Source organism: Pseudomonas sp. MWU13-2517 (genome assembly GCF_023242545.1).
Lineage (GTDB): Bacteria > Pseudomonadota > Gammaproteobacteria > Pseudomonadales > Pseudomonadaceae > Aquipseudomonas.
Genome location: NZ_JALMFA010000005.1, coordinates 223,313 through 244,508 on the forward strand (window position 1 = coordinate 223,313; position 21,196 = coordinate 244,508).

At 61.3% G+C, this 21,196-nt stretch carries 14 protein-coding genes and 1 pseudogene; 9 read left to right on the plus strand and 6 right to left on the minus strand.

Features of this window, described 5'->3' with window-relative positions:
- The first annotated feature begins 69 nt into the window (after window positions 1-69).
- On the plus strand, window positions 70-1,530 hold the full coding sequence (dacB, locus tag M5B97_RS09585; protein ID WP_123715422.1) for a D-alanyl-D-alanine carboxypeptidase/D-alanyl-D-alanine-endopeptidase: 1,461 nt from the start codon (window positions 70-72) through the stop codon (window positions 1,528-1,530).
- Between the two features lie 43 nt (window positions 1,531-1,573).
- Here the strand turns inward: dacB and M5B97_RS09590 are convergent, their stop codons facing one another.
- Window positions 1,574-4,012, minus strand: coding sequence for a GGDEF domain-containing protein (locus M5B97_RS09590; RefSeq protein ID WP_248731356.1), 2,439 nt, complete (start codon window positions 4,010-4,012; stop codon window positions 1,574-1,576).
- Window positions 4,013-4,161: 149 nt separating this feature from the next.
- Window positions 4,162-6,426 carry a bifunctional 23S rRNA (guanine(2069)-N(7))-methyltransferase RlmK/23S rRNA (guanine(2445)-N(2))-methyltransferase RlmL gene (gene rlmKL / locus M5B97_RS09595; protein WP_134656998.1) on the minus strand — a complete coding sequence of 755 codons (2,265 nt, stop codon included), beginning with the start codon at window positions 6,424-6,426 and terminating at the stop codon, window positions 4,162-4,164.
- Window positions 6,427-6,958: 532 nt separating this feature from the next.
- Between rlmKL and M5B97_RS09600 the strand changes: the two genes are divergently transcribed.
- Window positions 6,959-7,174: a ribosome modulation factor gene (locus tag M5B97_RS09600; protein ID WP_002553055.1), complete on the plus strand. Its 216-nt coding sequence runs from the start codon at window positions 6,959-6,961 to the stop codon at window positions 7,172-7,174.
- Window positions 7,175-7,306: 132 nt separating this feature from the next.
- Here M5B97_RS09600 and M5B97_RS09605 read toward each other — a convergent pair whose 3' ends face one another.
- The 4 genes and pseudogenes from M5B97_RS09605 to M5B97_RS09620 all read right to left on the minus strand — a co-directional run.
- Complete coding sequence (locus M5B97_RS09605) at window positions 7,307-8,332, minus strand: quinone-dependent dihydroorotate dehydrogenase (RefSeq protein ID WP_123715420.1); 1,026 nt, start codon at window positions 8,330-8,332, stop codon at window positions 7,307-7,309.
- 86 nt (window positions 8,333-8,418) lie between these two features.
- Window positions 8,419-8,880, minus strand: coding sequence for a transglycosylase SLT domain-containing protein (locus tag M5B97_RS09610; RefSeq protein ID WP_248731357.1), 462 nt, complete (start codon window positions 8,878-8,880; stop codon window positions 8,419-8,421).
- On the minus strand, window positions 8,873-9,259 hold the full coding sequence (locus M5B97_RS09615) for a winged helix-turn-helix domain-containing protein (protein WP_248731358.1): 387 nt from the start codon (window positions 9,257-9,259) through the stop codon (window positions 8,873-8,875). The genes M5B97_RS09610 and M5B97_RS09615 overlap by 8 nt, the downstream gene beginning before the upstream one ends.
- Before the next feature lie 275 nt (window positions 9,260-9,534).
- A pseudogene (locus M5B97_RS09620) lies at window positions 9,535-10,314 on the minus strand (secretin N-terminal domain-containing protein); the annotation flags it as partial.
- A 287-nt stretch (window positions 10,315-10,601) separates the two neighbouring features.
- Between M5B97_RS09620 and M5B97_RS09625 the strand changes: the two are divergent.
- The 7 genes from M5B97_RS09625 to M5B97_RS09655 all read left to right on the plus strand — a co-directional run bounded on the left by M5B97_RS09625 (window position 10,602) and on the right by M5B97_RS09655 (window position 21,193).
- Window positions 10,602-11,807: a CmpA/NrtA family ABC transporter substrate-binding protein gene (locus M5B97_RS09625; protein ID WP_248731359.1), complete on the plus strand. Its 1,206-nt coding sequence runs from the start codon at window positions 10,602-10,604 to the stop codon at window positions 11,805-11,807.
- 13 nt (window positions 11,808-11,820) lie between these two features.
- The gene (locus M5B97_RS09630; protein ID WP_123715415.1) at window positions 11,821-12,396 is read left to right on the plus strand and encodes an ANTAR domain-containing response regulator; all 576 of its coding nucleotides are present in this window, start codon (window positions 11,821-11,823) and stop codon (window positions 12,394-12,396) included.
- Window positions 12,397-12,605: 209 nt separating this feature from the next.
- On the plus strand, window positions 12,606-13,817 hold the full coding sequence (locus M5B97_RS09635) for a nitrate/nitrite transporter (protein ID WP_248731360.1): 1,212 nt from the start codon (window positions 12,606-12,608) through the stop codon (window positions 13,815-13,817).
- Window positions 13,817-15,487: a bifunctional protein-serine/threonine kinase/phosphatase gene (locus tag M5B97_RS09640; RefSeq protein ID WP_248731361.1), complete on the plus strand. Its 1,671-nt coding sequence runs from the start codon at window positions 13,817-13,819 to the stop codon at window positions 15,485-15,487. The genes M5B97_RS09635 and M5B97_RS09640 overlap by 1 nt, the downstream gene beginning before the upstream one ends.
- Window positions 15,488-15,717: 230 nt before the next feature.
- A complete protein-coding gene (gene nirB, locus M5B97_RS09645; protein WP_248731362.1) occupies window positions 15,718-18,171 on the plus strand; it encodes a nitrite reductase large subunit NirB in 2,454 nt (817 codons plus the stop codon).
- Window positions 18,168-18,485 carry a nitrite reductase small subunit NirD gene (nirD, locus tag M5B97_RS09650; RefSeq protein ID WP_134657005.1) on the plus strand — a complete coding sequence of 106 codons (318 nt, stop codon included), beginning with the start codon at window positions 18,168-18,170 and terminating at the stop codon, window positions 18,483-18,485. The genes nirB and nirD overlap by 4 nt, the downstream gene beginning before the upstream one ends.
- Window positions 18,485-21,193: a nitrate reductase gene (locus tag M5B97_RS09655; RefSeq protein WP_248731363.1), complete on the plus strand. Its 2,709-nt coding sequence runs from the start codon at window positions 18,485-18,487 to the stop codon at window positions 21,191-21,193. Before nirD ends, M5B97_RS09655 begins: the two co-directional genes overlap by 1 nt.
- Window positions 21,194-21,196: the final 3 nt, after the last annotated feature.

A 21,196-nucleotide genomic window follows, 5' to 3' on the forward strand; every position in this document is an offset into this window, starting at 1 on the left:
ACCATTGAGGGATTTTTCTTATTTGCCCCTCACCTTTTCACCCTCCTCAGCAGTAGGGTTTTATTTCTTATGATCAAATCTTTACGTTCAGTGCTCATTGCCGGTTTTTTCCTCCCACTGGCCTTTTCCGCTACCGCTGCCCCCATCAATAACACCCTGCCACCCAACGTCCAGCAGGCCCTCCAGAAAGCCAAAATCCAGAACACCGCACTGTCCCTGGTGATGCTGCCACTGACCGGCCCTGGTACACCGACCGTATTCAACGCTGACGTCTCGGTTAACCCCGCCTCGACCATGAAGCTGGTCACGACCTACGCCGCGCTGGAAATGCTTGGCCCCAACCATCAGTGGAAGACCGAGTTCTATACCGATGGCACCCTCAGCGGTGGCGTGTTGCGCGGCAACCTGTACCTCAAGGGCGGTGGCGACCCCAAGCTGAACATGGAAAAACTCTGGCTGCTGATGCGCGACCTGCGCGCCAACGGCGTACAGCAAGTGACCGGCGACCTGGTGCTGGACCGCAGTTTCTTCAACCAGCCACAACTGCCGGAATTCAATGACGACGGCAACGACGAAAACAAACCGTTCCTGGTCAAGCCCGACGCCTTGCTGGTCAACCTAAAGGCCCTGCGCTTCGTCACCCGCAATGATGCAGGCCGGGTGATCGTATCGGTCGAACCGCCGATCGCGAGTATTCGCATCGACAATCAGGTGAAGGCGAACAACGCCAAGCAGTGCACCGGCGACGTGCGCTACAACCCTACGACCGCGGCCGATGGCAGCGTGACCGTTACCGTCAGCGGCCAGTTGGGCGATGGCTGCAGTTCGCAGACTTACCTGTCGCTGTTGGACCATGCCACCTACACCGCCGGCGCCGTACGGGCGATCTGGCAGGAGTTGGGCGGCACTATCCAGGGCCGCGATATCCAGGCACCGGTGCCCAAGGATGCGAAGGTGCTGGCCCGTGCGTTCTCGCCGGACCTGGCGGAAATCATCCGCGACATCAACAAATACAGTAACAACACCATGGCCCAGCAGTTGTTCCTGAGCCTGGGTGCACAATTTCGCAACGATGCCGACGGCGACGATGCCAAGGCTGCGCAACGCGTGGTACGCCAATGGCTGGCGAAAAAGGGCATCACCGCACCGCACCTGGTGATGGAAAACGGCTCCGGCCTGTCCCGCGCCGAACGGGTCAGCGCCCGCGAGATGGCAGCCATGCTGCAAGCCGCCTGGAAAAGCCCTTACTCGGCCGAATACATCAGTTCACTGCCGATTGCCGGCACCGACGGCACCATGCGTAAACGCCTGAAGACCACCGCCCTGCGCGGCGAGGCCCATGTAAAAACCGGCACCTTGAACACCGTGCGCGCTATCGCCGGGTTCAGCCGGGACAACAATGGCAATACCTGGGTCGTGGTGGCGATTCTCAACGACTCGAAACCGTGGGGTGCTTCGTCGGTGCTGGATCAGGTGCTGCTGGACCTGTATCGCCAACCGAAACTGACCGCCGCAGCGCCGGTGCTCTAACCCAACGCAAGCGACGGTGCGACGTGCTCGCGAATACGGACGGTCAGTCACCCCAGGTTTTGACTGACCCATCGTATTCGCGAGCCGGTCGACTTGTCGCAACGCTGCCGCCACACATTTCCACCCGGTCCCTGCCCGCCTGCTTGGCCACATACACCGCCGAGTCCGCGCGCAACAGCAACCCATCAATCCCTTCATCGACCCGCCAGTTGGCCACACCAAAGCTGGCGGTGACGATCCCCACCGTCTCCATCGGCGCACAGCGCAACGACTGCCACAGTTGCGTCGCCAGGCTGTAGGCCTGCTCGCCGTCGGTGTTGGGACACAACACCACGAACTCTTCGCCACCCAGGCGACAGAACACATCGGTGCGACGCAGGCGTTGGAGAATACGCTTGCACAGCTCCTGCAGGACGCCGTCTCCCACGCCGTGTCCGTACTGATCATTGATCCGCTTGAAATGGTCGATATCGAACATGATCAATGACAACGCCCCGCAGGTACGGTTAAGCCGGATCATCTCGGCCTTGACGCGATCCTGGAAATAACGCCGGTTATGGATGCCCGTCAGGGCGTCGGTAATCGACAGTGTGCGCAGCTCGTCCTCGACCCGTTTCAGATCGGAAATATCCGATACATAGCCATGCCACAACGTGCCGCCTCCCGGTAACTCTTCCGGTGTGGCCTCGCCTCGAATCCAGCGCAGGCCCCGCTGCGGCAATTGCACGCGATACTCTTCGCGCCAATGGCTCAACTGCAGCGCCGACAAACGAATCGAGTTTCGCACGCGCTCCACGTCCAATGGATGGATACGCTCCAGGACGCTGCTCGCATCCTGCTGCAACACGCCGGGCTCGATTTCATAGATATCGCGCATGCCGTCACTGGCGTAGATGAAACGCCAACGGTCCTGAGGCTCCAAGGTGAACTGGAAGATCCCGCCGGGCACGTGGGCGCTGAGCTTTTTCAGCAACCGATCCCGTGCGGCCAGGGCTTCGTAGGCGCGCTTTTGTTCAGTGACATCCAGGTAAATCGCCAAGTGCCCGATCCACAGACCATGCTCGTCGAGCAACACGGTTGGCAGCATGTTGACGGTCAGGTGGCTGCCATCCTCGCGCCTCAAGGTCCACTCGCGGGCTTCATGTTGGCTGTCGGGGCTTTCCACCAGCATCGCCTGGCAGGGCGGGATACGTTTGCCCAATACCGTGCTCAAGTACCCGGCCCGGGATTCGAGTTCCGAAGGCAGGTGCAGGCTTTCCAAGGTCAGCTGCCCCAGCGCGTGCTCGGCCTTGAACCCGAGCATTTGCTCGGCACCGGCATTGAAGGTATTGATCACGCCGCGCAGGTCAGTGGCGATGATCGCGACCTGGGTCGCCGCATTCAGCACACTGCGCAATTGACCATGTGCTCCGCGCAATTGCTGCTCACGCAGGCGCAACTGCTCCGTGCGTTGCTCCACCAGCTTCAAGGCGCGCTGGCGTTGGCTGACCAGCACGTAAAGCAGGGCACTGAGCAAGACACTGAGCAACACGCCCATGGTCAGGATCATGTTCATCGAAGAATGATTGGCCTGGTCGAATACCTTACTGGCACGCAGGCTCAGGGTGTAGACATGATCACCGAGGGTGATCCGGCGCGCGGCGACCAGGCCGCTGTCGCCCACCGAATTACTCGAGGCGTACAACACTCGCTGCTGATCATCGGAGGTGTCGACAATCTGCATCACCAGGTTGTCTCTATTCGGCTTGGGCAGACCATCGGCCACCAACTGGCGCATGCTGATCACCGCCATCACGAACCCGTAGGGCTCGGCATCGGGTTGTTTGCTGACCGGCGACACCAACAGTACGCCGGCGGCGTAGGCAGGCTCCACCCCAACCAATTGCATCGGTTGGGAAACTGCCAGCTTGCCGCTTTTTTGCGCACGCTCAAGCACCGAGCGCCGCAGGGGCTGGGCCAGCAGGTCGAACCCCAGGGGCGAGCCCAACAGGCTCTGGGTCTGGCTATACAGCACCGGGACGTACTCGTCGCGCTCGGAGGCCGGTGCCAGGTTGCCCGACGAATCGAGTTCACGGATGGCAAAAGGGCTGCCGCGCTGTCGGGAAATGTCCTGTTCAAACTGAACGCGCTGATCGCGAAATACCCGTGGAGCCCAGGCATAGGCGCGAGTGTGCAAGAGCAAGGGCTGGGCGAAGCCATCGAACTCTTGGCGTGACACATCATTGGAGTTGATAAAAAAACGCCGCAGGCTGCCCAGGCGTTGCTCCTGGTCCTCGAAGCGTTCCTGGAGGCGGGCATAGCGCTCGTTGACCAGCAATTGGAAACGCTGGCGTACCTGCTGTTGATAGAGGTCGGCAGCCGCCAACGCGACCACCGCGGTCAGCGCACTGCCTACCAGCAACACCACCAATGCCACCAGCCAAGCCGACGCCTGTTCACTGATAAAGCCTAGAATTTTCGGGCGGGCACCTTGTAACGGCATAGGCAACACTCACAACGCCAGCGTGCGGGGGTGTCACTTTGGCTAGGCATTTAGTTATAGCCATCGGTCCTGTATTTGACCAGCGCAAAAAAGCCGCAAGCCCGGAATAATCCAGGCTTGCGGCTTTTTGGTAGAACCGAGTGGCGAAATCAGCGCGAGGTGATTTTCCAGGCCCGGTGGATCTTCGCGTTACGCGCGAAATCCGGGTCGATGGTCTTGTCGCTGATTTCCTCGACCGCATAGCGTTCGCTGAGGTTGTCCTCCAACTGGAACTTGCGGAAGTTGTTGGAGAAGTACAGCACGCCGCCCGGCGCCAGGCGAGCCATGGCCAGGTCGAGCAACTGCACGTGGTCACGTTGCACGTCGAAGATGCCTTCCATGCGCTTGGAGTTGGAAAAGGTCGGCGGGTCGATGAAGATCAGGTCGAACTCATCGCGGCTGGCTTCCAGCCAGGCCATCACATCACCCTGCTCCAGGCGGTTCTTGTCGGAGAAGCCGTTGAGGGAGAAGTTGCGACGCGCCCAGTCCAGGTAGGTCTTGGACAGGTCGACGCTGGTGGTGCTGCGCGCGCCACCCTTGGCCGCATGCACACTGGCGGTGGCGGTGTAGCAATACAGGTTGAGGAAGCGCTTGCCGGCGGCTTCTTTCTGGATGCGCAGGCGCATCGGACGGTGGTCGAGGAACAGACCGGTGTCCAGGTAATCGGTGAGGTTGACCAGCAGCTTGACGCCGCCCTCGCTGACCTCCGTGAACTTGCCTTGGGCGCTCTGGCGCTCGTACTGCTTGGTGCCACTCTGACGCTCGCGGCGCTTGACCACCACGCGGCTCTTGTCGATGTTCAGCGCCTGTGGAATGGCCGCCAGCGCATCGAACATGCGTGCAGAGGCTTTTTCCGGGTCAATGGATTTCGGTGCGGCGTATTCCTGCACGTGCACCCAGTCGTGGTACAGGTCGATGGCCATGGAGTATTCCGGCATATCGGCATCGTACACACGGTAGCAGTCCACACCTTCGCGCTTGGCCCACTTGCCCAGCAGCTTGAGGTTTTTCTGCAGGCGGTTGGCGAACATCTGCCCGCCTTCGCTCAAGCGCGGCTGTTCGACCACAGGGGCCGGGGCCGGCTTGATCGGATTACCATTCTTGTTGTACTGGCGCTCTTGCGGCTCGGCCGGGGCTTGATCGTAAGCGGCTTGCTCACGTTCGGCCTGGCGCTGCTCGGGCGTACGGCGCTCGCCAGTGACGAACTGGTCCGGGTTGACCTTGATCAGCAGCAACTTGCAAGGCAAGGCGCCGTTCCAGAACGCATACTGCTTGTGGCTGCGGATCCCCATGCGCTTGCCCAGGTCCGGTGCGCCGGTAAAGACCGCCGCCTCCCAGCCCATGCATGCCTGGCGCAGGCGCTCGCCGAGGTTCTGGTAGAGGTACAACAGGCTGGCTTCATCACCCAGACGCTCACCGTAGGGTGGGTTGCAGATCACCAGGCCTTTCTGGTTCTGGTCCGGGCGCGGCTCGAAGGTGCCGACTTCACCCTGGTACACCTTGATCCAATGGCTCAGGCCGGCGCGCTCGATATTATTGCGCGCGGGTTGGATCAGGCGCGGATCGGCCTCGTAGCCGCGCACCCACAACGGTGGCTTGTTCATACCGATGGCGGCACGCTCGACCGCCTCGGCATGCAGTTTCTTCCACAGCGCCGGAACGTGGCCCAGCCAGGTGGTGAAGCCCCACAGTTCGCGATTCAGGTTGGGTGCCATGTCGGCAGCGATCATCGCGCCTTCCACCAGAAACGTGCCCACGCCGCACATCGGGTCCGTCAGCGCGCCGCCTTCGGCAGCAATGCGCGGCCAGCCGGCGCGAATCAGGACCGCAGCCGCCAGGTTTTCCTTCAACGGTGCGGCGCCCTGCTGCAGGCGGTAACCACGCTGGTGCAGGCTATGGCCGGACAGGTCGAGGGACAGGATCGCCTCGCCACGGTCCAGGCGCAGGTGGATACGCAGATCCGGGTTGATCTTGTCGATGGACGGGCGTTCGCCGGTCGGGGTGCGCAGTTTGTCGACGATCGCATCCTTGACCTTCAGCGCGCCGAAGTGGGTGTTGTCGATACCCGAACCATGACCGCTGAACTCAACCGCCAGGGTGCCATCCGGGACCATGTGGTCAGCCCATTCGATATCCAGTACGCCGTGGTAAAGGTCTTCGGCGTCCTTCATGGGAAAACGTTTGAGTACCAGCAGTACACGGTTGGCCAGGCGCGACCAGAGACACAGGCGATAAGCGGTTTCCATATCGGCCATGCCGCGCACGGCCGAGGTGTGCTCGCGGGCGTCCTCAAGGCCAAGCCCGACGGCTTCCTCGATCAGCAGGCCTTCGAGGCCCTTGGGGCAGGTGAGGAAGAGTTCAAAACGGTCCGACATGGGCATTCCAGGCTTTTCAGCAATAAATGAACGGGCGACGCATCGCCGGCTCGGTTTTCAATCAAGCACTTTTCTCGAAGAGTGCTCGCGTGGCACGAATGTGCCGTTCCACCCCGGCTGTCGGGCTTTTGGGCCTTGATTCGACGGGGCAGATAAACAATTAGCCGTAACAAAAAGTAATATTCCGACCCTTCGTCGAATAATAACCGACTGCAACGGGCGGACATTCTCACTAAAGGATTAAACCCATCCTCTTTGTAAGGCACATCATAGCTGGCTTTGCCCTTTAAATGGGGCGAAAAGCCATCCCAGCTTATGGCTATAGCATCGTTATCGTTACGTGCTTATGACAAAACGATCATTGAATCCATGTGACCTATTGGTTAGAACTCAACACAGGTCGGCGCCGTAACGACGCCGACACATTGGCTCGCCACGCCGGCAGCGAGCCCACCAACGGCAGAAAAACTCTGCCCGGCCTCGGACGAGGCCGAAGGATATCTAGACAGTCAACAAGTGAGGGAAACACCCTATGAGAAGACTTAAGCGTGATCCGTTGGAAAGAGCATTTTTACGCGGATATCAATATGGCGTTCATGGAAAATCCCGTGAGCTTTGCCCATTTACTCTACCGTCGGTACGCCAAGCCTGGATTAACGGCTGGCGAGAAGGACGCGGCGACAACTGGGACGGTATGACTGGCACTGCGGGCATCCACAGACTCAACGAACTTCACGCCGTCGGCTAAATCAGGGGCACTTAATTCCGACAAGCCACCTTTGAAGATGTAATGACTTAACCACGCACGCCCCATTCGGGCGGCGGGCTTCGGCCCAGGGGCTCCTTATGGAGCCCTTTTTATTGAAAGGTGTTTAATCGTTCACGCCTTGGGCAACGCTGCAATTGCATCCACCGCCTCGCGGATCAGCGCCGGCCCTTTGTAGATGAACCCGGAGTACAACTGCACCAGGCTGGCGCCGGCAGCAATCTTCTCGGCCGCGTGCTTGCCTTCGGTAATACCGCCCACGGCAATGATCGGCAAACGACCGGCCAACTCAGCCGCCAGCACCTTGACGATATGCGTGCTCTTGTCCCGTACCGGCGCACCCGACAGGCCACCCGCTTCATCTCCATGGGCCAGACCTTCGACACCGACCCGGCTGAGGGTGGTGTTGGTCGCGATCACCGCGTCCATGCCCGAGTCCATCAGGGCCTGAGCCACCAGCACGGTTTCTTCATCAGTCATGTCCGGGGCAATCTTGATCGCCAACGGCACGCGTTTGCCGTGACGCACCGCCAGGTCTTCCTGGCGCTGGCGCAAGGCTTCCAGCAATTGCTTGAGGGAGTCACCGAACTGCAGGCTGCGCAGGCCCGGCGTATTCGGCGAACTGACGTTGACGGTGACATAGCTGGCATGGGCGTAAACCTTGTCCAGGCAGATCAGGTAGTCATCCACCGCCCGCTCCACCGGCGTGTCGAAGTTCTTGCCGATATTGATCCCCAGGATGCCCTTGTATTTCGCCGCCTGCACCCGTGACAGCAGATGATCAACCCCCAGGTTGTTGAAGCCCATGCGGTTGATGATCGCCTCGGCTTCCGGCAGGCGGAAGATACGTGGCTTGGGGTTGCCCGGCTGCGGGCGCGGGGTCACGGTGCCGATTTCGACAAAACCGAAACCCAACTGTGCAAAACCGTCGATGGCCGCGCCATTCTTGTCCAGGCCGGCAGCCAAGCCGACCGGGTTAGGGAAATCGAGCCCCATCACCGACACCGGCATTTTCGCCGGAGCCTTGCATACCAGGCCATTGAGCCCCAGGCGGCCACCGGCACCGATCAAGTCCAGGGACAGATCATGGGAGGTTTCCGGGGAGAGTTTGAACAACAGCTGGCGGGCCAGGGTATACATGGGCGGGCTAGACTCGGATGGCGGCGAAAGGTGGCGGCGATTATAGCCGGGGTCGCAGGCTGCATGCGAGGCGTGATGCCTGATCGTCAGTAGCGATGCGCGACCAGCTCCTCATAGCGCGCCCAGATCTTCTGTGCGTATTGCAGGCGCAATGCATCGCGCTTGGGCCCCGGCCCCACTCCCACGTTGTAGGAGCCGATGGCCGTCCAGTTGTAGCCGAAACGCTGGATAAACTCGGCGAGTATCGAGGCACCCACCTCGACAGACAGGCAAGGCTCATTCAGCAGCCGCTCTTCGGTGATACCCAGCCTGAGCAAGCGCGGCAAATGGATGCTGTTGATCTGCATCAAGCCGATATCACGCGTGCCATTACGGTTGGCGTAGTTCATCGCTCCCGCACGGTAATTCGACTCGACGGCAGCAATGGCCTGGAGCAACTCCGGTTCGAGGTCATAGCGGCCGGCAACCTCCTCCCAGCAGTAAGCCAATGCCTGATGGCTGCCGATCAACAGGTTCAACAACAGGGCTTTGCCCCACCACCTAAACACGGCTGAGCTGACCACAAGCCGGGCACACGTGAGTTACCCGCCCACGATCAACCTCTTCAACCTGCACCGGGCAGGTAAAGCGATACCCCCGGCCATAGATCGTCTTGATAAACCCCTTGTCGTCCCGCAGATGCTTGCGCAGGGCATAGATGCACCGCGTCAGCGACTCTTCAGCCACCTCTCCCCGAGGCCACACCCGCTCCAGCAAATGGTCCTTGGTGATCAGCGTACCGGCAGAGGCCAGCAGCAATCGCAGCACCTGCCCTTCCTTGGGAGGCAACTGAATGTCCGCCTCCCCTCCCGTCAACCGGCCATCAGCGTGCAAGGTCCAGTGAGCAAAGCAGAGGGACGCCGTCGAGTGCTCAATCACGACGGCCATGCACACCTCCGTATCCGACTACTGACATTCAAATTCTTGTTTCCTGTACCGGCGCGTCGCCTACATCACGACTATAAAAACCTGCCTTACGGCCCGCGTTAGGAATAAACCCATTCAAACAACGCTTTTTGGCCACTACCGGTAAGACAATTCGCTACTGAGTGAATAAACCCGCTTGTTCATGGGGGAAGCTCGCGCCCTGATCGTACAAACGCACGCTGCACGCGCTCATATTGCGCCGTAGTCAGGGGAAGTGGCCCGGTCGCCGGCGTGGGCTCGTCCTGCTCAATGTCCACTCGCCACACCGAAACCTCATACGGTCGCTTGGGTACATCCAACTCCGCCACCAACTTTTCGATCAGCCTCACTTGTGCAGGCTTGCCCTTGATCAACAGGCTGTTGGTGTCCGGGTAGGCGGCCAGGGTCAGACTCCCTTCGGCCAGCAATCCCTTCTGCTCGCTGGACAGCAGCGCCTGGATCATGGAGGCCATCCCCGGCGAATGAACCTTGTTGGCACCGCTCCCATACTGGCGATCCTCCACATGGGTGTTGAACACCTGCACCACCGCGAATGAGTACGCCCCCAGGCGTACTTCCCGGCGTGGCCGATCCATCAGTTGGGTGAGCCGCAACACGTGCTCGACATAGTTCGGCGGCCCCGACACATAAAACGTTCGCGCCCCGCTCTCACGCAGCGGATAGCGCGACTCATCCAGCCCCGTACGACGCATCGCGCCGCGCAGCCTGTCGACAGAGATATGTCGCAGCCCCACCGCCGAGCTTCTTGCCTCTGCGGCACCGTAGACGTACAGCCCTTGCCCGTCGCTGTACCAGATCAAGCCTTCCTGCTCGGCCAACGCCTCCAGGGTCTGTTGCGGCGCCGTAAAGTCGAACGTCCCGCTCACACGCCTGCCGGCCACTTCCCGGCTGATCACGACCGGCAAACCCAATGGCACCGACAGCTCGACCAGCAGGCTATGCAGGCTTTCATCCTTTGCCTGAACGGCCTCGGCCCAGACCGCGAAACAGGCCAGCAACAGCACGGCGCACAACAACCAGTTGCGCAGCCAGGGATGGTGCGTCTTTGCAGGGAAATCAGCGTGCACCTTGGGTTTCCTGGGCTGTGCGGCGTGAAGAAGCGGCCATACTGAAAGGCAGGCGTCGCTCAATCTTGATGAAAAGCTGACGGCAGCCCCGTGGCATGTGCCTTGCTATGCACTCTGTATCAGAGCGCGCACCAACGACGGAGCGGGCTTACGGACAAAGGCGTCGTTATCCTGCAATGGCCTGCATCGCCATCTGAAGGAGCGACGCTTTTTTGTGAGAGAAAAGGTAGGTGTTGATGAAGAGTTCAGATCCGCTGGCCTGGGTCAACGGCAGCGACGCCCCGGAAAAAAGCAGCCTTGACCTTGGGTTCATGGCCCTGACCGATTGCGCCTCCCTCGTGGTTGCCGCCACTCAGGGGTTTGCCCAACCCTATGGGCTCACGCTCAACCTCAAGCGCCAGGCATCCTGGGCCAACCTGCGCGACAAACTGGTCAGCGGCGAGCTGGACGCCGCCCATAGCCTGTACGGGCTGATCTATGCCGTACACCTAGGCATCGGCGGCGTAGCGCCTACCGATATGGCCGTGCTGATGGGGCTCAACCAGAACGGCCAGAGCATCAACCTGTCCCACGGGCTGCAGCAGCAAGGCGTGGTCACTCCTGAAGCATTGGAGCGCCACGTGCACCAAAGCCGAACAAAACTGACCTTCGCCCAGACCTTTCCCACAGGCACCCACGCCATGTGGTTGTATTACTGGCTGGCGAGCCAGGGCATTCATCCCCTTCAGGACGTAGACAGCGTGGTCGTGCCGCCGCCGCAAATGGTCGCACACCTGCAGGCCGGGCGAATCGACGGTTTCTGTGTCGGCGAACCCTGGTGCGCCAGCGCGGTGCAGCAGCGCCAGGGCTTTACCCTGGCAACCACCCAGGCAATCTGGCCGGACCACCCGGAAAAAGTGCTCGGCTGCACCCAGGCGTTCGTCGAGCAGTACCCCAACACGGCACGCGTACTGGTGATGGCCATCCTGGAAGCCAGCCGTTTCATCGAAGACAGCCAGGAAAACCGGCGCTCCACCGCACAGTTGCTCAGCGCCCGCGACTACCTCGACGCGCCGCTCGATTGCATAGAACCGCGCCTGCTCGGTGTGTATGACGATGGCCTGGGCAACCGTTGGCAAGATCCCCACGGGTTGCGCTTTTTCGCCGAGGGCGAGGTGAACCTGCCCTACCTGTCCGATGGCATGTGGTTCATGACCCAGTTCCGCCGCTGGGGCCTGCTGCGTGAAGACCCCGACTACCTCGCCACTGCACGCCAGGTGCAGCAACTGGACCTGTATCGCCAAGCCGCCAGCGCCGTAGGCGTCAGCGTGAACGCCCAGGACATGCGCAGTAGCCAGTTGATCGACGGCAAGATCTGGGACGGCTCCGACCCCGCCGCCTACGCCCGCAGCTTCCGCCTGCATGCCATGGCCGAGCCTGTGAACCGCCAGGTTCTGCGTTGACAGGAGGTGCCCGATGTTGCGAATCCTGTTGATCAATGACACCCCGGGCAAGGTCGGCCGACTCAAGGCCGCATTGACCGAGGCCGGTTTCGAAGTCATCGATGAGTCCGGCCTGACCATCGACCTGCCCGCACGCGTCGAAACGGTGCGCCCGGATGTGATCCTGATCGATACCGAGTCGCCCGGCCGCGATGTGATGGAGCAAGTGGTGCTGTTGAGCCGCGACCAGCCGCGGCCGATTGTGATGTTCACCGATGAGCATGACCCGAGCGTGATGCGCCAGGCGATCAAGTCCGGCGTCAGCGCCTACATCGTCGAAGGCATCCAGGCTCAGCGCCTGCAACCGATCCTCGATGTGGCCATGGCTCGCTTTGAGAGCGACCAGGCCCTGCGCGCCCAGCTCCAGGCCCGTGACCAGCAGTTGGCCGAGCGCAAGCGCATCGAACTGGCCAAGGGCATGCTGATGAAAATGAAACACTGCAATGAAGAAGAGGCCTACACCCTGATGCGCCGCCAAGCCATGAGCCGCCAGCAAAAACTGATTCAGGTGGCGGAGCAGATCATCGCCATGAGCGAATTGCTGGGCTGAACTGGCTCAGCTCTTGCTAAGCATTCATCACAGGTAACCAACGGCGGTTGCCCCTCCACGACAAAGACGTCGCACATCCGGTTTGCCCTCGCAAACCCGGTGGCGGCGTTTTTTCGTTTTGGCCCCAGCGCATGGGGCGGGTGGGGCGGCCTCAGTCGGCAGCTCCATCACTCGGCCTTCTTACTGACTCCCAACCGTTGAGGTGCGTGATGAAATCAAGCTTCTGGAAATCCGGGCACACCCCGACTCTGTTTGCCGCGTTCCTGTATTTCGACCTGAGCTTCATGGTGTGGTACCTGCTCGGCCCGTTGGCGGTGCAAATCGCCACCGACCTGCACCTGACCACCCAACAACGCGGCCTGGTGGTGGCCACGCCGATCCTGGCGGGCGCACTGCTGCGCTTTGCAATGGGCATGCTGGCCGACAAGCTGTCGCCCAAAACCGCCGGGCTGATTGGCCAGGTGATTGTGATCGGCGCATTGTTCGCGGCCTGGAAACTTGGCATCCACAGCTACGAGCAAGCCTTGTTGCTGGGCGTGTTCCTTGGCATGGCCGGCGCGTCGTTTGCGGTTGCCCTGCCCCTGGCCTCCCAATGGTACCCAGCGGAACACCAGGGCAAGGCCATGGGCATCGCCGGCGCAGGTAACTCCGGCACGGTGTTCGCCGCCTTGCTGGCACCGGTATTGGCGGCGGCGTTCGGCTGGAGCAACGTGTTCGGATTTGCGCTGATTCCGTTGGTCCTTACCCTGATCGTCTTCGCCTGGCTCGCACGCAATGCCCCGGAACGCCCGAAACCCAAAGCCATGGCCGACTACTTCAAGGCGCTGGGCGATCGCGACAGCTGGTGGTTCATGTTCTTTTACAGCGTGACATTCGGCGGTTTTATCGGCCTGGCCAGCGCCCTCCCCGGCTACTTCAACGACCAGTACGGCCTGAGCCCGGTGACCGCCGGTTACTACACCGCGGCCTGTGTATTCGGCGGCAGCCTGATGCGCCCGCTGGGCGGGGCCATGGCAGACCGGTTCGGCGGGATTCGCACCCTGCTCGGCATGTACAGCGTGGCCGCGATCTGCATCGCAGCGGTGGGTTTCAACCTGCCCAGTTCCTACGCTGCATTGGCCCTTTTCGTCTGCACCATGCTCGGCCTCGGTGCAGGTAACGGCGCGGTGTTCCAGTTGGTGCCCCAGCGCTTTCGCCGTGAGATCGGCGTGATGACCGGCTTGATCGGCATGGCCGGCGGTATCGGAGGCTTTGCCCTGGCGGCGGGCATGGGCGCGATCAAACAAAGCACCGGCAGTTATCAGATGGCGCTGTGGTTGTTCGCCAGCCTCGGCGTGCTGGCCTGGTTCGGCCTGCACGGCGTCAAACGACGCTGGAGAACCACCTGGGGCTCGGCTGCCGTGACCGCCGCACGCGTCTGATGAGCCTGCAATTGAGCGTCGCCCAGGCCAGCGCTATCGGCCCGCGGGCGGAAAACCAGGACGCGCTGCGGGTGGTCACCCCTCTCGCGGAGCTGGCCGCGAGCAAAGGTTATTTATGCGCCATGGCCGACGGTGTCAGCCAATGTGCCGACGGTGGCTTGGCCGCACGCTCGACCTTGCAGGCCCTGGCCATGGACTACTACGCCACGCCGCAAACCTGGGGCGTGGCCCAGGCGCTCGAACGGTTACTGCTCGCGCAGAATCGCTGGCTGCAAGCCAACGGCGGCGGCCAGCCATTGCTGACCACTCTGAGTGCCCTGGTGTTTCGCGGGCAACGTTTCACCCTGGCGCATGTGGGAGACTGCCGGGTGTATCGCTGGCTCGACGACCAATTGTTACGCATCAGCGAAGATCACGTCTGGGAACAACCGGGCATGCAACATGTGCTCAAGCGCGCCCTCGGGCTTGACCAACACCTGGTGCTGGACTTTCTCGACGGCGAACTGCGTGCGGGCGAATGTTTTTTGCTGCTCAGCGATGGCGTATGGGCCACCCTGGGCGACCACAGCATCCGTGCAATCCTGCGCGAGCAAAGCAATCTCGATGCGGCGGTCAACACGCTGGTCAACGCCGCGCACCTGGCCGGCAGCCTGGACAACGCCAGCGCCCTGTTGGTGCGTATCGACCAACTCGGTGCCGCCACCCTCGGCGATGCGTTGGTGCAGTTGCAGCAATGGCCGCTGCCACCGCCGCTGAAAGCCGGGCAACAGTTTGAAGGCTGGCAGGTTGAAGGCGTGTTGGCGCAGAGCCGACAGTCGTTGTTGTACCGGGTGCGCGACGCCCAGCAGCAGCCCTGGTTGCTGAAAACCCTGCCACTTGACTATGACGATGACAACGAAGCGGGCCAGGCCTTGCTGTCGGAAGAGTGGTTTTTGCGCCGGGTGGCGGGGCGTGCCTTTCCTGAAGTTCACACGGCCAACGGGCGTCAGCATTTGTACTACGTGATGCGCGAATACCCGGGGCAAACCCTGGCTGAATTGTTCCGGCGTCGAGGTCCCCTACCGTTGGCGGAGTGGCAGTTCATTGCCGAGCGTCTGTTGCGCGCGGTGGGCCTGTTGCACCGGCGCCAGATCCTGCACCGCGACATCAAACCGGAGAACCTGTTGCTGGGCGACGATGGAGAACTGCGCGTGCTGGATTTCGGGCTGGCCTACTGCCCGGGGCTCTCGGAAGACCGCGCGCAGCTGCTGCCCGGCACCCCAAGCTTTATCGCACCCGAAGCGTTTAACGGCGAGCGCCCTACAGTCCAACAGGATTTGTATAGCGTTGGCGTAAGCCTGTATTACCTGCTGACGGGGCATTATCCCTACGGCGAGATCGAAGCCTTCCAACGCCCTCGCTTCACCCAGGCGATCAGCGCCAGTCGCTACCGCCCCGACCTTCCGGATTGGTTGCCGCTCAGTCTGGAACGGGCCGTGACGGCCTTACCCGCACACCGTTATGAAACCGCCGAAGAATGGTTGCTGGTGCTGGAACAGGCCGAGCGCCGTGAGCTGAGCGTACGGCCACGCCCACTGCTGGAGCGTGAACCGCTGAAAGTCTGGCAAACCCTGGCGGCGGCGTCGCTGCTGATCAATCTGGTGCTGCTGTATTGGTTGTTGCACCACTAGAGGGCGATTTCCCCCGGCATTTCGAAGCCAGCCCCAATAAAACCGGGCACAGGCCAACTTGGCACAAGCACTGCATTATCGATCCCAAGCACATACATATAGCCATCCTTTCAACGACGAAGGGACGAGCTTCCCGAGAGAACGGGACCGGACAAAGGCGTCCTCGCTAGATCACTGGCGGGGGCGCTTTTTTTTTGCGCACGATTTGTCGAGCCATTGCGGAGAACGACATGAAAAAACTCAAATTGGTCATGATCGGTAACGGCATGGCCGGGGTTCGTACCCTGGAAGAATTGCTCAAGCTGAGCAGTGAGCTGTACGACATCACCGTGTTCGGCGCCGAGCCGCACCCCAATTACAACCGCATCCTGCTATCGCCGGTGCTGGCCGGTGAACAGACCTTCGAAGAGATCGTACTCAACGACCTGAGCTGGTACCTGGATAACGACATCAAGCTGCTGCTCAACCGAAAAGTGGTGCAGATCGATCGCGTCAAACGCATCGTCATCGCCGAGGACGGCACCGAGGCCGAGTACGATCGCCTGCTGATCGCCACCGGCTCCATGCCGTTTATCCTGCCGATCCCCGGCAACACCTTGCAGGGCGTCATCGGCTATCGCGATATCGCCGACACCCAAGCCATGATCGACGCCGCCAAGACCCACAGGCACGCGGTGGTCATCGGCGGAGGCCTGCTCGGCCTGGAAGCCGCCAACGGCCTGATGCTGCGCGGCATGCACGTGACCGTGGTGCATATCGGCGAATGGCTGCTGGAGCGGCAACTGGACAAGACCAGCGGCCAGTTGCTGCAAACCGAACTTGAGAACCGTGGCCTGGTATTCCGCCTCTGCGAACAGACCCAGGCCCTGCACGACGCCGGCAACGGTCGGGTCGGCTCGGTGCAGTTCAAGAACGGTGACATCATCCCGGCCGACCTGGTGGTGATGGCTGCCGGCATCCGCCCCAACACCGAACTCGCGGAAAAATCCGGCATCCCGTGCAATCGCGGAATACTGGTCAACGACACCCTGCAAACCTATGACCCGCGCGTCTATGCCATCGGCGAATGCGCCAACCATCGTGGCACCGCTTACGGCCTGGTAGCACCGCTGTTCGAACAGGCCAAGGTCTGCGCCAATCACCTGGCCCAACTCGGCTTTGCCACCTACAAAGGCTCGGTCACGTCGACCAAGCTGAAAGTCACCGGTATCGACCTGTTCTCCGCCGGCGACTTCATGGGCGGCGAAGGCACCGAGACCATCACCCTCTCCGACCCGATTGGCGGCGTGTACAAGAAGCTGGTGATCAAGGACGACATCCTGGTCGGCGCCTGCTTGTACGGCGACACCGCTGACGGTGGTTGGTATTTCCGGCAGATCCGTGAGAACCACGCCATCGGCGAGATTCGCGATCACCTGATGTTCGGAGAAAATGCTTTAGGTGACGTAGGCCATCAAGGCCAGGACAAAGCCATGAGCATGGCCGACACCGCCGAAGTCTGCGGTTGCAACGGGGTGTGCAAGGGCACCATCGTCAAGGCGATTCAGGAACACGGGCTGTTCAGCGTCGACGAGGTGAAAAAACACACCAAGGCCGCCAGTTCCTGCGGTTCCTGCGCCGGGTTGGTGGAACAGATCCTGATCAACACCGTGGGCGGCGCCGCCGATGTCAAACCCAAAAGTGAAAAAGCCATCTGCGGTTGCAGCGACCTCAACCACGGGCAAATCCGCCAGGCCATCCGCGACCAGCACCTGCTGACCATCGCCGGCACCATGAGCTACCTTAACTGGCGCACGCCCAACGGCTGCGCCACCTGCCGCCCGGCGTTGAACTATTACCTGATCTCGACCTGGCCCGGCGAGGCCCGGGACGACCCGCAATCGCGCCTGATCAACGAACGTGCCCACGCCAACATTCAGAAAGACGGCACCTACTCCGTAGTACCGCGGATGTGGGGCGGTGTGACCAATCCGTCGGAGCTGCGCCGTATCGCCGACGTGGCTGACAAGTACAACGTGCCGATGGTCAAGGTCACCGGCGGCCAACGCATCGACTTGCTCGGCATCAAGAAACAGGATTTGCCGGGCGTATGGAAAGACCTCGACATGCCGTCGGGCCACGCCTATGGCAAATCCATCCGCACCGTGAAGACCTGCGTCGGCAGCGAGTTCTGCCGCTTCGGTACGCAGAACTCCACACAGCTGGGCATCGAACTGGAGCATGACCTGTTCAACATGTGGTCGCCGCACAAGGTCAAACTGGCGGTGTCCGGTTGCCCACGCAATTGCTCGGAAGCGGGCATCAAGGACGTAGGCATCATCGGCGTCGATTCCGGCTGGGAGATGTATATCGGCGGCAACGGCGGGATCAAGACCGAAGTCGCGGAGTTCTTCGTCAAGCTGAAAACCGCCGAAGAAGTCCGCGAGTACAACGGCGCCTTCCTGCAGCTGTATCGCGAAGAAGCCTTCTACCTGGAACGCACGGTGCACTACCTGCAACGGGTAGGCATGGAGCACATCAAGAAAGCCGTATTGGAAGACCCGGCCCGACGCCAAGCATTGAATGAGCGCCTGCAATTTTCGCTGTCGTTCGAACAGGACCCGTGGAAGGAACGCCTGGAGCAGCCACAGTTGAAAAAGGAATTCGAGATCATCCCCGTCAAACAGCTGGAGGTGCCGGCATGAACTGGCTGGATATCTGCGCCCTCGATGAAATCAACGCCCTGGGCTCGCGCATCATCCAAGGGCCGAAAGGCGATATCGCGATTTTTCGTACCAGTGACGATGAAGTGTTCGCCCTTGACGACCGTTGCCCGCACAAAGGCGGGCCACTGTCCCAAGGCTTGATCTACGGCAAACGCGTGGCCTGCCCGTTGCACAACTGGCAGATCGACCTGGCGTCCGGCGAAGCCCAGGCGCCGGATGTCGGCTGCGCTCACCATCACCTCGCCCGCGTGGAAAACGGCCGGGTGATGCTGGCCCTGCGGGACGCAGGTTGATGAACCGCCAGGTCACCGCGTCCACCTGCTGTTATTGCGGGGTGGGTTGCGGCGTGCTGATCGAGCATGACGGCATACAGATCCTGGGTGTGCAAGGCGATCCGAGCCACCCGGCCAACTTTGGCAAGTTATGCAGCAAAGGCTCCAGCCTGCACCTGACCGGCGACCTGGCCGCCCGCGCCTTGTACCCCGAACTGCGCCTGGGCAAACACCTGGCCCGTGCGCGCACCGATTGGGACACGGCCCTGGAACACGCCGCCAATGTGTTCGCCGACACGATCGCCGAGCATGGGCCGGACAGCGTAGCGTTCTATATCTCCGGACAATTGCTGACCGAGGACTATTACAGCTTCAACAAGCTGGCCCGGGGGTTGGTGGGCACCCATAACATCGATAGCAACTCGCGGCTGTGCATGTCTTCGGCGGTGGTCGGCTACAAACGCAGCCTGGGCGCCGACGCACCGCCGTGCAGCTATGAAGACCTGGAGAGCAGCGACTGCGTCATGATCGTCGGCAGCAATATGGCCTACGCCCATCCGGTGTTGTTCCGACGCCTGGAAGAAGCCAAGGCGCGACGCCCGCAGATGAAAGTGGTGGTGATCGACCCTCGACGCACAGACACCTGCGACCTGGCCGACCTGCACCTGGCGATTTTGCCGGGTACGGATGTGGCGTTATTCCATGGGATTTTGCATTTATTGCTGTGGGAAGACTGGATCGACCGCGACTTTATCCAGGCACATACCGACGGATTGGCGGAGCTGAAACGGCTGGTGCATGACTACACACCGCAGATGGTCACGCAGTTGTGCGGGATCAGCGTTGAGCAACTGCACCTGTGTGCGCAATGGGTGGGCACCAGCGACAGCTTCCTGTCGCTGTGGTGCATGGGGTTGAACCAATCCACCGCCGGCAGCGCGAAAAACAGCGCATTGATCAACCTGCACCTGGCCACCGGGACGATTGGCCGAGCGGGCTGCGGGCCGTTTTCCCTGACCGGCCAACCCAATGCCATGGGCGGGCGCGAAACCGGCAGCTTGTCGAATTTGCTGCCGGGCCACCGTGAGGCGGCCAACCCGGAGCATCGGGCTGAAGTCGCCGCGTATTGGGGGATTGATTCGTTGCCGCAGCCAACCGGGCTGACCGCGATCGAACTGTTTGAGCAAATCCAGACCGGCAAAATCAAGGCTCTGTGGGTTGCCTGTACCAATCCTGCGCAATCGCTGCCGGACCAGAACCGCGTACGCGCAGCCTTGGCCGCTTGCCCGTTCGTGGTACTGCAGGAGGCCTTTCGCACCACCGAGACGGCCGCCTATACCGATTTACTCCTTCCCGCCGCCAGTTGGGGAGAAAAGGAAGGCACCGTGACCAACTCCGAGCGACGTATTTCCCACGTGCGCCAAGCCATCGCCCCACCGGGAGAAGCGCGACCCGATTGGGCAATCACCGTGGATTTCGCGCAGCGTCTGGAGCAGCGATTACGGCCTGGCTTGAGCAGCCTGTTTGCGTTCGAACAACCGGCACAGATCTTTGACGAATACAAAGGGCTGACGCGCAACCGTGACCTCGACCTGTCGGGTATCAGTCATGCCCTGCTCGACCAGATCGGGCCGCAGCAATGGCCGTTTCCGATGGGCGCGCAATCCGGAACCACGCGTCTGTACAGCAACGGTGTGTTCCCAACCGATAGCGGTCGCGCGCAGTTTGTCGCTGATCCTTATCGCGCGGCCAAGGAGCAACGCGACGCACGCTTCCCTCTGACCCTGATCACCGGCCGCCTGCGGGACCAGTGGCATGGCATGAGCCGCACCGGCACGGCGGCACAGTTATTTGGGCACGTCAGTGAAGCGTTGTTGAGCCTGCACCCGGATGAATTACGCCGCTATCGCCTCAAGGAAGGTGATCTGGTCAGCCTGAAAAGCCGTCGCGGCAGTGTGATCGTCGCTGTCAGCAGCGATGACAGCGTGCGCCCAGGCCAAGCGTTCCTGCCCATGCATTGGGGCGATCGCTTTCTCAAGGGTGGCGTAAACACCCTTACGCAGCCGGCGTTTGATCCTTTATCAAAACAGCCGGAGCTCAAGCACAGTGGCGTGCGCCTGGAGGCTGTACACCTGCCGTGGCAGCTGTTCGCGCTGATCGAAGGAAATGTGCAACAACACTTCGAGGCGCTGCGCCCACTGTGTGAGGACTTTGCCTACGTCAGCTTGAGTTTGGTCGGCCGTGAACGACCGGCGCTGCTGGTGCGTGCGGCACATGGCGAGGCGCCCGGCCTGCCACTGCTGACCCGTATCGACGAACTTCTCGGGCTCAACGACGGCCCCGTCATGGCCTATGACGACCCACGCCGCTCGATCGGCAAACGCGTGAAGATCGAGAAAGGCCGTATTACCGCGCTGCGCCTGGCGGGTGAAACCCTGGCGCGGCACTGGTTGCAAAGCCTGTGGCTGGAAGGCCGCGCCGATGATCAATTACGCCGGTGGCTGCTGGCCCCTTTAAGTGCACCGCCCGGTGGCACGGCGGCCAGCCTCAAGATCCTGTGCAACTGCAAGAACGTCAGCGAAAACGCGGTGTGCGCAGGCATCGACCGCGGCCTCAACCTGGAGGCGCTCAAACAAGAACTGGGCTGCGGTACTCAATGCGGCTCTTGCGTGCCTGAAATCAAACGTCTTTTGGCCGGCCACCCGCAGCCATTCGCCATCAATGTGTGAGGA

What these genes read in the sequence shown, in the direction of transcription:
- dacB (WP_123715422.1), top strand. Translation starts at nt 70, where the DNA reads ATGATCAAATCTTTACGTTCAGTGCTCATTGCCGGTTTTTTCCTCCCA.
- M5B97_RS09590 (WP_248731356.1), bottom strand. Translation starts at nt 4,012, where the DNA reads ATGCCGTTACAAGGTGCCCGCCCGAAAATTCTAGGCTTTATCAGTGAA.
- rlmKL (WP_134656998.1), bottom strand. Translation starts at nt 6,426, where the DNA reads ATGTCGGACCGTTTTGAACTCTTCCTCACCTGCCCCAAGGGCCTCGAA.
- M5B97_RS09600 (WP_002553055.1), top strand. Translation starts at nt 6,959, where the DNA reads ATGAGAAGACTTAAGCGTGATCCGTTGGAAAGAGCATTTTTACGCGGA.
- M5B97_RS09605 (WP_123715420.1), bottom strand. Translation starts at nt 8,332, where the DNA reads ATGTATACCCTGGCCCGCCAGCTGTTGTTCAAACTCTCCCCGGAAACC.
- M5B97_RS09615 (WP_248731358.1), bottom strand. Translation starts at nt 9,259, where the DNA reads ATGGCCGTCGTGATTGAGCACTCGACGGCGTCCCTCTGCTTTGCTCAC.
- M5B97_RS09625 (WP_248731359.1), top strand. Translation starts at nt 10,602, where the DNA reads ATGAAGAGTTCAGATCCGCTGGCCTGGGTCAACGGCAGCGACGCCCCG.
- M5B97_RS09630 (WP_123715415.1), top strand. Translation starts at nt 11,821, where the DNA reads ATGTTGCGAATCCTGTTGATCAATGACACCCCGGGCAAGGTCGGCCGA.
- M5B97_RS09635 (WP_248731360.1), top strand. Translation starts at nt 12,606, where the DNA reads ATGAAATCAAGCTTCTGGAAATCCGGGCACACCCCGACTCTGTTTGCC.
- M5B97_RS09640 (WP_248731361.1), top strand. Translation starts at nt 13,817, where the DNA reads ATGAGCCTGCAATTGAGCGTCGCCCAGGCCAGCGCTATCGGCCCGCGG.
- nirB (WP_248731362.1), top strand. Translation starts at nt 15,718, where the DNA reads ATGAAAAAACTCAAATTGGTCATGATCGGTAACGGCATGGCCGGGGTT.
- nirD (WP_134657005.1), top strand. Translation starts at nt 18,168, where the DNA reads ATGAACTGGCTGGATATCTGCGCCCTCGATGAAATCAACGCCCTGGGC.
- M5B97_RS09655 (WP_248731363.1), top strand. Translation starts at nt 18,485, where the DNA reads ATGAACCGCCAGGTCACCGCGTCCACCTGCTGTTATTGCGGGGTGGGT.